Origin of the sequence: Marisediminitalea alba, assembly GCF_002993365.1 — a bacterium.
Lineage (GTDB): Bacteria > Pseudomonadota > Gammaproteobacteria > Enterobacterales > Alteromonadaceae > Alteromonas > Alteromonas alba.
The window spans coordinates 57,858-71,671 of the sequence record NZ_PVNP01000188.1 but is presented as its reverse complement, the minus strand read 5'-3'; the positions used below and the strand labels follow the sequence as shown (position 1 = coordinate 71,671).

Below are 13,814 nucleotides of genomic sequence, written 5' to 3'. Positions count from 1 at the left end.
CTTTTTTTCATTTCTCAAGCTAAACACCCTAAATATCGGTAAAATAGTTGCCGTAAAGGCGTTTAGTCTTTTACGTTTGCGCCGAGTTTTATTAGACTTGCCGAAAATCACGCATTGTGACCCTTACATTACATGAATTCAAATGCTTCTTCATCTGTAACACCGGAGCAACCTGCTGACGCTAACGTTGAGCACAGTTGTGATGTTTTAATTATCGGTTCTGGCGCGGCGGGCATGAGCCTGGCCTTATCACTGGCCAATTATTGTCGCATTATCCTGCTCAGTAAAAGTGACTGTAACGAAGGCTCCACCCGTTACGCTCAGGGCGGTATTGCGGCAGTATTTGACGAACGCGACTCCATTGAGTCCCATGTACAGGATACTCTGGAAGCCGGCGCCTATCTTTGCGATGAAGACGTTGTGCGGTTTACTGCGCAAAATGCCAAGAGTGCCATGGAATGGTTAATCGAACATGGCGTCCCCTTTGATCAGGAGCAGGCCGATAACGGCGAAAACCGCTATCACCTCACCCGCGAGGGCGGGCATAGCTTCCGCCGCATCCTGCATGCCGCCGATGCCACCGGCGAAGCGCTGCAAATCACGCTTAACGAAGCGGTATCCCAGCATCCCAATATTCATATTTTTGAGCGTTACAATGCCATCGATATGATAAAAAGCCAGGACAATCCTAACCGCTGCAAAGGCGTATATGTATGGAACCGCAAACGGGAACAGGTCGAGGTGATCCGCAGCCGCTTTATCACCCTGGCCACCGGTGGTGCCAGTAAGGTTTACCAGTACACCTCGAATCCGGATATTGCCAGCGGTGATGGTATTGCCATGGCGTGGCGGGCGGGTTGCCGGGTCGCTAATATGGAATTTAACCAGTTCCACCCTACCTGCTTATTCCACCCGCAGGCGCGTAACTTCCTGATTACCGAAGCACTGCGTGGCGAAGGTGCCCGTCTGGTTCACGCCGATGGCACGCCGTTTATGGAAAAATTCGACGAGCGCAAAGACCTCGCTCCGCGGGATATTGTTGCCCGTGCTATCGACTATGAAATGAAACGACTGGGCGCTGACTGTATGTATCTGGACATTAGTCATAAACCTGCCGACTTCATTGTAAAGCACTTCCCGAATATTTATCGCAAATGCCGCTCGCTGGGCATAGATATCACCCGCGAAGCTATTCCGGTCGTTCCGGCGGCGCATTATAGTTGCGGCGGCGTGATGACCGATTTAAATGCGCGTACCGATCTGGATAATGTCTATGCGGTTGGCGAAGTCGCTTACACAGGCTTACACGGTGCCAACCGGATGGCGTCTAATTCGCTGCTGGAGTGTATTGTTTTTGCCCGCTCAGCAGCTGAGCATATTCTTTCCCGCCTGGATGAAGCTCCCGCAGAAGAGCCCATCCTGCCATGGGATGAAAGTAAGGTCAGCGACTCTGACGAAGAGGTTATTATCCAGCATAACTGGCATGAGCTACGCCTGTTTATGTGGGATTACGTTGGCATCGTGCGCACTACCAAACGGCTGGAGCGAGCAATTCGCCGGATTAAATTGCTGGAACAGGAAATCAGTGATTACTACTCGAATTTCCGGGTCAGCAATAACTTGCTGGAGCTACGTAATCTGGTAACGGTGGCTGAGCTGATAGTGCGCTGTGCCATGCAACGTCAAGAAAGTCGCGGGCTGCATTACAACCAGGATTATCCTGAACGGGCAGAGAATGCAACGCCATCCATTTTAACGCCCATGCCGTCTAATACCTCACCGCAACCGGGTGATTTAACCAGTTTCGAGCACTAAACGCAGTCGGTGGCGTTATCAACCGATCTGGCCGGTGAAGTAGGTTTCCGCCTGCTCCCGGTTGGCTGAGACCAGCGAGAAGTGGGTAGACCCTTCACCTTGTTCGCTGTACAGCACGGCTTTGGCTGGCACAAACATCGGTCGTTTAAACGCTAACCGCACTGCTTTGCTATTTAGCTCCGCTTGTTTATCCAGCACAGAAACCGCCTTTGCACCGCTGTACATACCATGCACTATCGCCCGTTTAAAACCAAATAATCTGGCTGTCAGCGTACTTAAATGAATGGGGTTAACATCGCCAGACACTTTTGCGTAGCGGCGCACCATTGAAGCACTGAATGCTAACTCTGCAGTCTCGGGGGAGGTTTCACCCGGTGCGACAATATCACTCTCGTAGGCAGGTAACGGGCCGGGCTTAAGTGAGGTTTGCATCAGGTACGTGCCGGTTGCGCTGTATACCCGCTGACCGCGCTGGTTGCCGGTAACGGTGACTTCTACGGCCAATCCTCGGCGATGCTGAAAAACAGTACCAAAGCGGGCCACCAGCTCACAGGGAATATCGGTGCGGCATTCGGCATACTCTTCTACCCGGTTCTGCAAATGCACCAGTCCCAGTAACTTGAACGGGCTTTTACTGTGAGCCAGCAAGCGTAGTTGCAATGAAAGTCCCCGCACCTGCCAGTAAAACGGGTGCATCCGAGTGGGGTTTTCCCAGTCAACTAACTTACAGTATTTCTTATAGTGACGAGCGCTGGGTAAGAAGGTCTGCCATAACACCGGGGCGCGTTGCAGGCCTTCCAGTGAAGACGGCGTAATATCAGCAGCTTTTTTAAACCCAGCCTGCAAATAAAGTCCTAACATTCAGAGTTGTCCTTGCCTAAACACAATCCTGGCGAGTCGGCGGTAATCTTTATCCTGAACCTGCCAGGGAAAAAGCCAGCAGGTTTCAAACCGCCGCGACTGCTGAAAATAGCGCACCAGATACAATGCACCGGGAAGCAGCTTTGAGCGCGGGCTGATTTGCCAGTTACCGGCGTAATCCTGACGGCCGGTAATAACCGTATACCCTTCGCCAGCCTCATCAATTATCCAGGTCTGTGGATGCGATGTAAAATTCAGTGGCCAGAACATTACCAGGCACAAACTGATACACCCGGTTAGAACTGCCCACCAAAACGCAGGCGTTAACACCAGGATAATCGCGACTGCCACACTGGCCAGCATCATTCGATAAACAGGCTGGCACACGGGCGGTCGCAGAAAAACGCTATACTTTGACCCGGCTGACAATCGTATCGACCATCCTGGCCAGTTCAGGATCCTGACAGGTCTGATGGCCCATAATCCAGGCAAACAGATCCGGATCGTCACAGGTCAGTAACCTTTCAAAAGTTTCCTTATCCTGTTCAGACAGATCGTTAAACGCTTCTTCAACAAATGGCAGTAACAGTACATCCAGTTCCAGCATGCCGCGGCGGCAAGCCCATTTCAATCGTGCATAACGTTTCGCAGTAAACATAACCGGTTGATTGTGTGAAATAGTCATGGCGGCAAATATATCACGGTTAGAGACAGGTTGATACTGGCCAGAAGTTGTCTATTGCCCATCCAAAGGTTGCTCTTCCATTTACTCGAGGGGCAGCTCTGGCGTGCATTCCAGTGTTTATTACCCGGCCATTAACAAGTGGTCAGCCACGCTCACAACAACAATCATCATCCCCCTTGATCTTCTGGCTGATCCCCCTCATATACTCCAGCAGGTTAGTTAAAACATCAGGCGTTAATATTACTATGCAAGCGAACTCCCCACTCCCTCCCAAAATGGATGCTTTTCCCGATAATTTAGTCGTGGCTTTGCCGTCGATGGCCTGTGTGAGTGTCAGTGGCGATGATGCCAAAACCTTTTTGCACAGTCAGTTAACCATTGATATCAATAAGATGGCTGACGCAACCGTGCGCCGCAGCGCACACTGTGACTTTAAAGGCAAAAGCTGGAGTGTGAGTCTGGTGGCCAATGGCGCCTCCGCCCTTTATCTGCTTGCAGGCAATACACCAGTGGGCGCTTCGGTGGAGCAACTAAAAAAATACGGCGTATTTTCAAAGATTGAAATCACCTCCGAAACGGAAAACTTTGATTTTTACCTGTTAAAGGGTAAGCAAACCACCGCGTTACTGGAAGGCAATTTCGCTGCGTTACCTGATAGCCCGATGGCCATGGTCGAGTCTGATTCAGGCTTCTGTATCGCTTTAGATTATCCCGCAGATACTGTACTGCTTGCCCTGAAAAAAGACGCTGCGCCAGCATTCGTCCAGGCGGTAAGCGATGCTGATTTACCTCTCTTTGAGGAAACGGCAGCCACAGCACTGGATATTGCCAGCGGTATCCCCGCACTGACCAGCGAAGAACAGATTAACCAGTACGTTCCACAAATGATGAACCTGCAGGCTCTGGATGCTATCGACTTTAACAAGGGCTGCTATATGGGCCAGGAAGTGGTTGCCCGTACCCGTTACCTGGGCAGGAACAAGCGCGCTGCGATGATTTTCAAGTTGCCCGAGGCTTGTGAAGATATCGCCACAGCCAAACTTGAAAAACAGGCCGGTGAGCACTGGCGCTCAGGCGGCACCATCCTGCGCGCGGCGGTTCTGGGTGAGGAAACCTGGCTGCTTGCCGTAGTGAATAATGACACCACCCCCGAGGATAGCTTCAGACTGTCAACTAATCCGGCATTGGAGTTGATTCATTGTGACTTGCCGTATACGCTCTAAATAAGGCGCACGGCGTATATTTTTATTTTTTACAACCTCCGAAAAGGCAGAGATTATGCAGATTTCGCAAAACAGTGTAGTAACCCTGCACTACACCGTAAGCACCGAAGATGGTACCGAGCTTGATTCATCCACCGGTGGAGAGCCATTATCCGCACTGCTTGGCAGTCGCTTTTTAATCAGTGGTCTTGAAGAGGCCCTGCAGGGTAAAGCCGCCGGTGAAAAGTTTGATGTTACCGTTGCTCCGGAAAAAGCTTATGGTGAACGTCTTGATCATCTGGTGCAGGCCGTGCCGGCTTCCATGTTTGAAGGCATGGAAGTTGAGCCTGGCATGCAATTTCGCGCGACCACTGATGCCGGCGAGCAGTCAGTTATTGTGATTGAGAAAACCGATGACGAAGTGATTATCGACGGCAACCACCCTCTGGCAGGTATCGCGTTATCTTTTGAAGTGGAAGTGCTCGATGTTCGTGAGCCCACTGAAGATGAACTGGCCCACGGCCATGTTCACGGCAAAGGCGGCTGCAATCACTAAGCATCGCCATTAGCCTGAAAGGGATAAAGCAAAAAGGAGTGCCACAGCACTCCTTTTTTTGTTGGTCATTATCGGCGCGGGATTAAATCGCTTCGTCGCCCTGTTCAGAAGTACGAATACGAATCGCCTCTTCAACAGAATAAATAAAGATTTTACCATCACCAATTTTGCCGGTTTTAGCCGATTTCAGAATGGTTTCTACGGCCAGCTCTACCCGCTCATCATCAAGCACGATTTCAATTTTCACTTTTGGTAAAAAGTCGACCTGGTATTCCGCTCCCCGGTACAGCTCGGTATGGCCTTTCTGACGCCCAAAGCCTTTTACTTCGGTTACCGTCATGCCGGCAATACCCACATCGGCAAGCGCTTCTCTAACGTCATCGAGTTTAAACGGCTTAACGATTGCTTCAATTTTTTTCATCGTCGTTTACTCATCGTAAATAGTAGGAATGGGTACACGTTTATGTTGTGTACGTTTATAAATATACAGTAACTTTTCAGAGACTTCCGCTGCAACCGGTTTATTTTCGAGAAAATCATCAATCTGGTCGTAAGTCAGCCCTAATGCCTGTTCGTCAGCTTTCTGTGGCGACAAGGTTTCCAGATCGGCGGTTGGTGCCTTATGAATAATTTTTGCCGGTGCGCCCAGGTGCTCAGCGACCTGACGTACCTGCCGTTTACTTAAGCCGAACAGCGGGGCTAAATCACAGGCTCCATCACCGTATTTGGTGTAAAAGCCGGTAATATTTTCAGCAGAATGGTCGGTGCCCAGCACCAGACCGTCAACCATACCGGCAATTTCATACTGAATAACCATCCGGGTACGGGCTTTAACGTTACCTTTTACAAAGTCCTGCTTGCTCTCATCGGCTGGTAGCAAACCCGCCGCGGTTAATGCCGAACAGGTTTCCTGGTGGATGGCATCAGCTCCCGGCTGCACGTTCACTGCAATAGACTGAGTCGGCTTAATAAAATCGATCGACGCCTGGGCGTCTTCTTCGTCAGCCTGAACATTGTAGGGCAAACGTACCGCTACAAACTGGTACTTTTCATGATGCTCCTGATTGAGCTCATCGATAGCCAGCTGAGCCAGTCGCCCCAGAGTGCAGGAGTCGATACCGCCGCTGATGCCAAGCACCAGGGCATTCAAGCCCGACTGTTTGAGTTGTTGCTTAATAAACCCAACCCGACGGGTAACTTCGTACGCCACGTCAATCGATGGCAGTACTTTCATTTCCTCAATAACCGCTTGTTTATCCATTAGATAATCCAGAGTTTTCTATAACTTGTATACAGTCTACGTTAAAAGACGCCATGTTGTCAGCAGGCATTATATCAACTGCTGATGTTGAAGCACTGCGATGCAGAATCAGCCGTACAGCGATACTTAGGTGTTTATTTTCATAAACAATAGAACTGGTTGTACGATAAACTACCATTAGAATCAACTCTATGAAGATGCTCTCTATGCGCCACTCAGGCTATACGCTGATCGAACTCATGATAACCGTTGCAGTGCTAAGTATCATTGCCGGCGTAGTAGTGCCTGGCGCCCGCGGATTCATTAATCATTCTATACTGACCAAAGAAATCAATGAACTGAGCACATTGGCCCGCCTTGCCCGTTTTAAAGCCATGGAAGAGCAAACCGAGGTGGTTATGTGCCCTTCTTTGGATTATACGAATTGTATCAGTAACTGGACTTACCCGAGCATGGCTTTTTATGATGTCGACGGCAACGGTAAACGTGGCACAAATGAAACCTTACTGAGTTCCACTGAAAAGCTGCATAGCAGTGTTAAAATTAAAGCGCCCTCTCAAGCCCTTGTTTTTGATGCAAGAGGCGGCGCTAATATCACCACTACATTGACGATTTGCGACGACACAAGTAAAGCCGATAAAGCCGTTGGCCTGATTATTAATGGGTACGGTAAAATCGCCATCGCCCAGGACTCCGATGACGATGGTGTTAATGAGAACCATGCTGGTTCTGCATTAACCTGTAGTTAAAATCTTTAGCAAGACCAGCAGTATTCGCTGCTGCCAATACTGCCGTCACTATTCTGATCCCAGGCTTTGCGCCCATCACTGAATATATATAACGTACCATCACCCGCCTGAGGACTGCCGCTTACCGGCACCGCGCGTAGTTCATAGCTATTACCATCAGCACTCACGGCATGAATAGTAAGCGTGTACTTTTTCTTGGCTGCGGGTTCAGTAGATGGTGAGTAGGCCGTAAAAACCACTGGCGACCCGGTGTTACCGCTACCTGTGGCCGCACCGTTATAACTGAAAGTTGTTGCATAATGGCGTTCCATTGCCGAGGCAAAACCCATCAGGTCAGCCTGAGCCGTACTGCGGTTAGCACTAATCATCATTGACTGGTACGACGGGTATCCCACTGCGGCGATAATACCTACAATGACCACCGCGATCATAACTTCGATTAAAGTAAACCCTGATGGTTTGGTCATAACTATTATTGCTCCACTTCGGTTGACCAGCTACCACGCATTACCCGCTGATAGCGGCCAAATATATTCTGACTCAGGCATTCAAAGTCTGAAGCACAGGCCTCCGGATTACCATCTTCATCCACGGGTACTACCGCCGATACACATTCGGTACCCAGGCAGATTGTAGGATTGGTAGCATCCTCTATGAGGATCTTAGTATCAGGGGCAATACCGGTTTGCGTCAACGTTGCAAAGCGATCATCTTCACCCAATTCGTCATCACCATTCAGATCGCCCACCGCATTACCATCAACAAGGTTTACCAGATATGCCCGGCTGTTCCCCGCCGGAGGTGCACAGGCGCTGGTGCTGCTCGACGCAGGCACGTAACTGGTAAAGAAGACCTTGTAATTAACAATAACCGGCGAAGAGAGAATTTTTTCGCCGGAAGTTTGCATTTTTAAGAACCATCCCTGTTTACTCTTATACTCCGTGATAGCTAGTTCTCTGGTTGAATCATTACTGTGGGTCAGACTATGACTGGTGGCATCGAACAAGTCGTTTTCGGTGATCGTAGTCGGAAAAGTAAAGTCGCCATTGGTATCAGGCGTGAATACACCGGTATCCTTAATCATGTAAAATCGATCATTGACCACATTATCCAGCGGATTGGCCCGCCAGCCACTGCCAACCACTACGGCGTAAAAGTTACTGCTACCAAGCGCCACTTCAGCAACATCCACTCCATAGTAGAAATGGCGGTTATCAGAATTCCCCGTGCCAGCTAAATCTGCAATGCGCTGGCCTTTAATGAAGTCGCTGCCAGATTCGCCGTTATAAACATCAAATCGGAATATCTGGCCTCCCATATCCGTAGCGTATAAGTGGTCTGCATAGCCATCACTGTCGCGATCAATAGCTGCGACATGACCAGGGATAGAGTATTGCATTTCACTCAGGTTCAGGTCAGCACCACTATCAGATGCTTGCCATAGTAAGGCCCCGGTATCAGCATTAAAAATCATCACGGCGTTGCCTACCGCATCAGCGGTTTTAACCTGATTTGTGTCCTGGGTTTCATCATAGCCACCACCGACTATCATTACGTTATAGGATGTTCCACCCATATTCATTTTGGTAATGATTGGGCGTGACCAGGTTTGCCCCAGTTTATCCGGCCCGGTGCTGCCGCCCTCAATTTTAAAAACTAAAGAGGGGGATGTTTTACTGGTGATATCAAATACGTAATAATCCCGACCACCGCGACGCATACCAACATACAGATACTTCTTATTGTTGAATTCACGTAACACCATGTGACCATCCAGTCCATAAATGTGGCGGTAGCTGGAGTTATCCTGATAGAAGTCCTTGATATTCGCCAACAGCGATTTAGGGGTTATGGAGTAATACTCAGTGCCGGTGTCTGCATCAAAGGCATGCAGGAAGCCGTGGTTGGTGGCAATAAAAATCACTGAATCATTATTACCATAATTAACAATTACAGGTTGGGAATGGATAGGGTCACCCATTTGCAGACGGGATTCGGTGATATTGCCATCACCATCATAGTCTTTGATATCCACACCTCGCGTCCACTTGAGCAGTATCTCACGCAGCCCCTGCGGATCGGCTTCGCCGTCAGTGTCCATGGTAGCAGTAGTAATCCCACTGTTATTTTCATGCACCTGATTGGCAGCCGATACAATGCTACCCGGGCCATCAAAAAAGTACACATTTCGGGATAATGGCAACAGCGAAGCAGCGCCCCCTTCGCGGACATCCGCGCCATCCTGAAACAGCGACCAGTAACTGTGTGAGCTATCGGCAAAGAAACCGGTATTAGTATCAATGGCAGCAAGGCCATTTTGGTCGTATACCGAATCCCCGGAAATTCGATATTTTTTCAAATTTCCCGGCCATAAGGTACCCTCAGCCGGTTTAAACAGCGCGTAGTAGAGTTCATCCTGGTGAGTCAGGCGGTTGAGCTGATTTACTGCTACCCCCGGAGACACGAATGTCGCATTAACATCCTTAACGGCCCTCAGAATGGTCTCAAAGGCATTTAGCAGATCGGTGGAATTATTTGCCGTATAGAACCCACCACCACTTTGCAGTGCCAGTCGGTAGAGAAAGTTATTGGCATTGTTATTCGCTGCAAAGCCAATGGTATGGGTGGTGACTTTCGGGCCAATGACGGAGGTTGCCGATTTACTGATATTCGAGACCAAATCCAAACCGCAATACTCACCGGAAGACGCGTTCTGGCAATTGCTGTTAAGTAAAGCCTGGATCTTTGCTGAACTGTGGTTGTTATTCGCTTCACCATCAGACAACAGCACAATATGGTTATTGGTCTGACACTGTAAATCTGTCACCGGGCTGATGTACTCTGCACCACTGGGTATATATTCATCGATACAATCGTAATCACTGAGGTTTTCCGGATCGCAGCCATAGGGAAGTACTGAGTCAGCGCCTGTATAAGCATCGCGATGGCTCACACGGGTACTGCGGCGCACACTCGAGGAGACCGATGAGTTACCCCGGGTTAAACCATAATCCACTTGTCGGCCGCCATAATACAAGGCCGCTTCGTAAAGGGTATCAACAATGGGGGTTAAACCGTTGGCCGACAGGTCATCGACCTGACTGATAAGCAAGTCCCGAACCGAAAGACTGCTGCCGGCAGAGGCATTACCGTTAAATTCAATATAAAGCCTGGGCGCCCGGGAAGGTTTGCCGCTATATGAGTAGGCACCCCGTAATTCGTCAAAATCACTCAGCACGAATCCCAGTGCATTGCCCGCCTGCCAGCCACTGCGGCCAACAATACCATTGATTATGCTACTCAGATCTCCGGTCTGATACGTCCTGTTTCGTCTGAAGTCAGGAATACTCCAGGTGACACCGCCGGTTTTAGCAATATTCCGCAGATCATTACGGCTGTGGTATCTGAAATTACTAATGTTGTCCTGATCTATTCCTCTGATAAGCATGGTTGCACCATTTCTGGTATCCGTATCATAAGCGGTAAATTCCAGGTACGCATTGGTCACAGTCGCGCCCTGAGGGATATTGACATCAGTGAAACGCAAACCAATATAGCTATTCGAGCTATCCCGAAAAGTCAGCTCACGACCGGTAGATTCCCAACCATTAGTGGCTTCTTCCACATTGTCATAGGAGTCTGCAATCTGATACTGAGCTTCCCCTGCTACACAGCCGGTAGCCGACGTTTGATCGTAAGAGATAACCAACTGCGGAGCGGTACCGGTCCCATCATCATAGGCCATGACCCGGCGGTTGCTTGAGGTACTGTTACCCTCACCGTTGATCAAAACAGTCAGCGCGTTGTTGCCACACCAGCTACTCTGGTCAATGATTTCCTGAATGACCGGTGCAATATCCGGCGAACTAACATCATCTCCCCCGGAAGGAAAATCATTATCTGTACTCCAGTCAATCACTGCAGCAGTTTGCGTTTTACTGCTTATGGAACCGCTGGCACTGGAAAGCGCTGAACTGTCACCGGTTAACTCACCAGCAATAGTGATATTGGTACTGGCAATATTGTACTGGGCTGAGGTAAATTTAAGGTACGCCGAAGTAATGCTGGCACCGCGCGGAATATTGAGATCTTCAAAGCGAAAGGCTGAGGTTACCGGCGATGTGGAAAAGCTCAGGATGATTTCATCTGTATTGGTATATACTGATGATGATATTTCATAGCCATCATTGGCAGACGCATTGGTTGAGCTACTTAACTGGGCATCAATGGATTGATCAATATTCGTGGTAGGGTAAAGAATCGGCCCGCCGTGATCGGAAAACCGCATCAAACCAGCATTGATATTGGTCGCCGAAGCTAGGGCATCCTTCAATGCATTTTGTACCCGTAACATTCGCGACTCGGAACCACCATCCTTGCTTCCCATACTGCCTGACGTATCCATAATAAACAGCACATTAGGGTTGTAAGTTTGCGCGGCATTAGATGTGCCAAGGAAGATATCAAGGTCATCGCCGGTAGCATGTTGTGCTACGGCACATAAAAAAAGGCTGGCTAACCAGGCTGGTGATACTCGTTTCATTATTGTGCCTCCGATGAAGGACCAAATACGGCAACTGTCAGTGAGTTCGCGGTGATGGTTCGTTTGCCATCAATCTGTCCACATCCGCGCACGACAAAAACGTGGCAGCGTAATCCGCCGCTGCCAATAACATTACTGGAGCCCCGACAAGGCTTTTCCTGCACAAACGCGGTGCGTGACCAACTGGTAACATCAGGCTGAGTATGGAAGTTGCCGGTGGCGGTATTTTGCTGACCTTTTGTTAATCCGCTGCTGGTCAGTTGGCGATTGATCCAATCCGTATCATTGACACACTCCAGGGTATCAGTTTGCGGATCAAACGTGAGGCCCTGACGCGCCGCAGTGAGGGGGTCATCCAGATTGACGTTAGACAATACAATCTGATCCTCAGATTCAAATACCACGCCTGCAATTGCCGCTTCAGCGGCATCAAAGGTAAGCCCCTGAGCCTGCACAGAGTTGGCCATTTTGGTTTGAGATAAGCTGGTGCTGACCGCCGCCACCCCAAGCAGGGTTACGCAAAGCAGCATGATCAGCGCAAAGACCAGTACCATGCCCTGTTGTTGCTGTTTCATAACACGGCACTCCCAACATAATTAAGACTATTTCGTAGCGCGACTGAAACTGTAAACACCTGGTAATAATGCTGCTGGTCCAAAGTCACCGGGGCCTCAGAAAGTAACCTGACCTTTTCGTTGGCGATATTTTGCAGATTGATAGGTGCGCTTTTGAGTAATAAAGCCAGGCGAATTGCTACCACTTGTTGATTTGCCAGACGAGCATTGCCGAGTTCGCTGGCATCCACATAGGTCACTACCCGACCATCATTACCCGTAACATCTGCTGATAACCCATATTCAACTTGCATGTTATCTACCCCATCGAGCAATACAACTTCTGCACTGGGTGTGGGGTTGCCGCTGAATCCACGCAAATAGCGCCCGTTGTAGCCAATACATTTTAACTGCCCGTTTTCCACAAAATAATGGTTTACAATGTGCAGATGCTCTGGGGCAGTGGCATTAAACCGGTTGCCGGTACAATCCTGTTCAGCTAATAAATTGACCACCAGCCCGTCGCTGGCACTCCCCGCCCCCTCTGTACTTCCCAGAGTCGCCATGGACGGGTAATCATTGGCAATAGCCACAGGTTGACGCAGCACAAAACTGGACTCCAGGACCAGATCTGTTGAATCTTCGATATTGGTTGTATTAATGTCGTAACGCCCAACCTCCCGCAGTTCGTCCTGAATCCGCAAGGTAATGTAACGCCCATACTCCTGAATCTCAGCTATTGCCTGATTCAATGAATTTGTTGCCCGGGTACTAACAAAAACCTGTATTACGCCTGATAAAATGATCAGGCCCAAAACCAGGCTGATCATTAATTCAATAAGAGAAAAGCCAGACTGCTGCTTCACAGGGTAACCTCTTTAATCACACAGGCACGATTTGAGTCGGAGTCAAAAGTACACCGACTGTCGTTGGCCACCGTTGATTGCTGGTCACTCTTGACCGGCCAGCTAACCGCTATATTTACTAATGAACCACTGGAACAGGCTTTCGCGTCGCCATTGTCACGGTCATTACAACTGACACTGATACGCATATTCGGATTACTGCCCACCGCCTGACAACTGGCTTCCCAGCCACTGTATTCGGCGATTTCAGCGCTCGTGCAATTACCCGTTCTACAATTTGGAACAGAGGCAGGCAGCGCCAGGCAGTAACACTGGTAAAGGTTACTGCCCGTGCAGGAAAGGGTTTCAAAATTGAAAAAATCGGTATTGAAGAAGGCATCATCAACTTCCCAGCCATCGTCGGCCTGAGCAGGTTGTGCAGCACTGACCATTTGTTCTGAGACATAGCGGGCAACCAGTTCTGCCTGACTTCTGCTAGCAGCCTGTACGTTGTTAAAAGTACCGGTAAATTGCAGGGATGCGACGCCCAACAAGCCAATCGTCAGCACAAACAGGCTGACCAGAATTTCGATCATACCTACGCCGGCGACTTTTTGCAGACTATTTAATGTTGGGGGTTGCATGCGCATCATTGACTCCTACCATATGACTCTATACTAACTAACTGCCGGTAAATTTTCCGTAATTTTGGTTACGTGAGTTGGGTAATAGGTATTGTCTGC

Annotated in this window: 14 protein-coding genes; 4 read left to right on the top strand and 10 right to left on the bottom strand. The window is 49.3% G+C overall.

What is annotated here, in order from left to right:
• The first annotated feature begins 132 nt into the window (after positions 1–132).
• Positions 133–1,815 (top strand): L-aspartate oxidase, encoded by a 1,683-nt coding sequence (nadB, locus tag C6Y40_RS17130; protein ID WP_105935619.1) that lies wholly within the window; start codon positions 133–135, stop codon positions 1,813–1,815.
• Between the two features lie 18 nt (positions 1,816–1,833).
• On the opposite strand, the gene C6Y40_RS17125 is transcribed toward nadB, so the two are convergent.
• The 3 genes from C6Y40_RS17125 to C6Y40_RS17115 are packed head-to-tail and all read right to left on the bottom strand — an operon-like array spanning position 1,834 to position 3,334.
• Positions 1,834–2,676, bottom strand: a complete 843-nt coding sequence (locus C6Y40_RS17125) for a MaoC family dehydratase (RefSeq protein ID WP_105935618.1) — start codon at positions 2,674–2,676, stop codon at positions 1,834–1,836.
• Positions 2,677–3,042, bottom strand: a complete 366-nt coding sequence (locus tag C6Y40_RS17120; RefSeq protein ID WP_105935617.1) for a protein YgfX — start codon at positions 3,040–3,042, stop codon at positions 2,677–2,679.
• Positions 3,043–3,082: 40 nt separating this feature from the next.
• Complete coding sequence (locus C6Y40_RS17115; RefSeq protein WP_105935669.1) at positions 3,083–3,334, bottom strand: FAD assembly factor SdhE; 252 nt, start codon at positions 3,332–3,334, stop codon at positions 3,083–3,085.
• 272 nt (positions 3,335–3,606) lie between these two features.
• Between C6Y40_RS17115 and ygfZ the strand changes: the two genes are divergently transcribed.
• Both ygfZ and C6Y40_RS17105 read left to right on the top strand, forming a co-directional pair.
• Positions 3,607–4,584: a CAF17-like 4Fe-4S cluster assembly/insertion protein YgfZ gene (gene ygfZ / locus C6Y40_RS17110; protein ID WP_105935616.1), complete on the top strand. Its 978-nt coding sequence runs from the start codon at positions 3,607–3,609 to the stop codon at positions 4,582–4,584.
• Between the two features lie 55 nt (positions 4,585–4,639).
• Complete coding sequence (locus C6Y40_RS17105; protein WP_105935615.1) at positions 4,640–5,119, top strand: FKBP-type peptidyl-prolyl cis-trans isomerase; 480 nt, start codon at positions 4,640–4,642, stop codon at positions 5,117–5,119.
• Positions 5,120–5,201: 82 nt separating this feature from the next.
• On the opposite strand, the gene C6Y40_RS17100 is transcribed toward C6Y40_RS17105, so the two are convergent.
• Together C6Y40_RS17100 and nadE are read right to left on the bottom strand one after the other, a co-directional pair.
• The gene (locus C6Y40_RS17100; RefSeq protein WP_105935614.1) at positions 5,202–5,540 is read right to left on the bottom strand and encodes a P-II family nitrogen regulator; all 339 of its coding nucleotides are present in this window, start codon (positions 5,538–5,540) and stop codon (positions 5,202–5,204) included.
• Positions 5,541–5,546: 6 nt separating this feature from the next.
• Positions 5,547–6,380, bottom strand: a complete 834-nt coding sequence (nadE, locus tag C6Y40_RS17095; RefSeq protein ID WP_105935613.1) for an ammonia-dependent NAD(+) synthetase — start codon at positions 6,378–6,380, stop codon at positions 5,547–5,549.
• Between the two features lie 191 nt (positions 6,381–6,571).
• Here nadE and C6Y40_RS17090 point away from each other — a divergent pair, with 191 nt between their 5' ends.
• A complete protein-coding gene (locus C6Y40_RS17090; protein WP_105935612.1) occupies positions 6,572–7,129 on the top strand; it encodes a GspH/FimT family pseudopilin in 558 nt (185 codons plus the stop codon).
• A 5-nt stretch (positions 7,130–7,134) separates the two neighbouring features.
• On the opposite strand, the gene C6Y40_RS17085 is transcribed toward C6Y40_RS17090, so the two are convergent.
• From C6Y40_RS17085 to C6Y40_RS17065, 5 genes are read right to left on the bottom strand one after another with little or no spacing between them, the layout of a single operon-like run.
• Complete coding sequence (locus C6Y40_RS17085) at positions 7,135–7,596, bottom strand: type IV pilin protein (protein ID WP_105935611.1); 462 nt, start codon at positions 7,594–7,596, stop codon at positions 7,135–7,137.
• 5 nt (positions 7,597–7,601) lie between these two features.
• Entirely contained in the window at positions 7,602–11,672 is a 4,071-nt protein-coding gene (locus tag C6Y40_RS17080) for a PilC/PilY family type IV pilus protein (RefSeq protein WP_105935610.1), read from the bottom strand.
• Positions 11,672–12,247 (bottom strand): pilus assembly PilX family protein, encoded by a 576-nt coding sequence (locus tag C6Y40_RS17075; protein WP_105935609.1) that lies wholly within the window; start codon positions 12,245–12,247, stop codon positions 11,672–11,674. The genes C6Y40_RS17080 and C6Y40_RS17075 overlap by 1 nt, the downstream gene beginning before the upstream one ends.
• A complete protein-coding gene (locus tag C6Y40_RS17070; RefSeq protein WP_105935608.1) occupies positions 12,244–13,092 on the bottom strand; it encodes a PilW family protein in 849 nt (282 codons plus the stop codon). The genes C6Y40_RS17075 and C6Y40_RS17070 overlap by 4 nt, the downstream gene beginning before the upstream one ends.
• A complete protein-coding gene (locus C6Y40_RS17065) occupies positions 13,089–13,715 on the bottom strand; it encodes a PilV family protein (RefSeq protein ID WP_146129598.1) in 627 nt (208 codons plus the stop codon). Before C6Y40_RS17065 ends, C6Y40_RS17070 begins: the two co-directional genes overlap by 4 nt.
• Positions 13,716–13,814 lie beyond the last annotated feature (99 nt).

Bases quoted from the DNA above. Each gene is read 5' to 3' on its own strand.
- nadB (WP_105935619.1), top strand. From the start codon at position 133: ATGAATTCAAATGCTTCTTCATCTGTAACACCGGAGCAACCTGCTGAC.
- C6Y40_RS17125 (WP_105935618.1), bottom strand. From the start codon at position 2,676: ATGTTAGGACTTTATTTGCAGGCTGGGTTTAAAAAAGCTGCTGATATT.
- C6Y40_RS17120 (WP_105935617.1), bottom strand. From the start codon at position 3,042: ATGATGCTGGCCAGTGTGGCAGTCGCGATTATCCTGGTGTTAACGCCT.
- C6Y40_RS17115 (WP_105935669.1), bottom strand. From the start codon at position 3,334: ATGTTTACTGCGAAACGTTATGCACGATTGAAATGGGCTTGCCGCCGC.
- ygfZ (WP_105935616.1), top strand. From the start codon at position 3,607: ATGCAAGCGAACTCCCCACTCCCTCCCAAAATGGATGCTTTTCCCGAT.
- C6Y40_RS17105 (WP_105935615.1), top strand. From the start codon at position 4,640: ATGCAGATTTCGCAAAACAGTGTAGTAACCCTGCACTACACCGTAAGC.
- C6Y40_RS17100 (WP_105935614.1), bottom strand. From the start codon at position 5,540: ATGAAAAAAATTGAAGCAATCGTTAAGCCGTTTAAACTCGATGACGTT.
- nadE (WP_105935613.1), bottom strand. From the start codon at position 6,380: ATGGATAAACAAGCGGTTATTGAGGAAATGAAAGTACTGCCATCGATT.
- C6Y40_RS17090 (WP_105935612.1), top strand. From the start codon at position 6,572: ATGAAGATGCTCTCTATGCGCCACTCAGGCTATACGCTGATCGAACTC.
- C6Y40_RS17085 (WP_105935611.1), bottom strand. From the start codon at position 7,596: ATGACCAAACCATCAGGGTTTACTTTAATCGAAGTTATGATCGCGGTG.
- C6Y40_RS17080 (WP_105935610.1), bottom strand. From the start codon at position 11,672: ATGAAACGAGTATCACCAGCCTGGTTAGCCAGCCTTTTTTTATGTGCC.
- C6Y40_RS17075 (WP_105935609.1), bottom strand. From the start codon at position 12,247: ATGAAACAGCAACAACAGGGCATGGTACTGGTCTTTGCGCTGATCATG.
- C6Y40_RS17065 (WP_146129598.1), bottom strand. From the start codon at position 13,715: ATGCAACCCCCAACATTAAATAGTCTGCAAAAAGTCGCCGGCGTAGGT.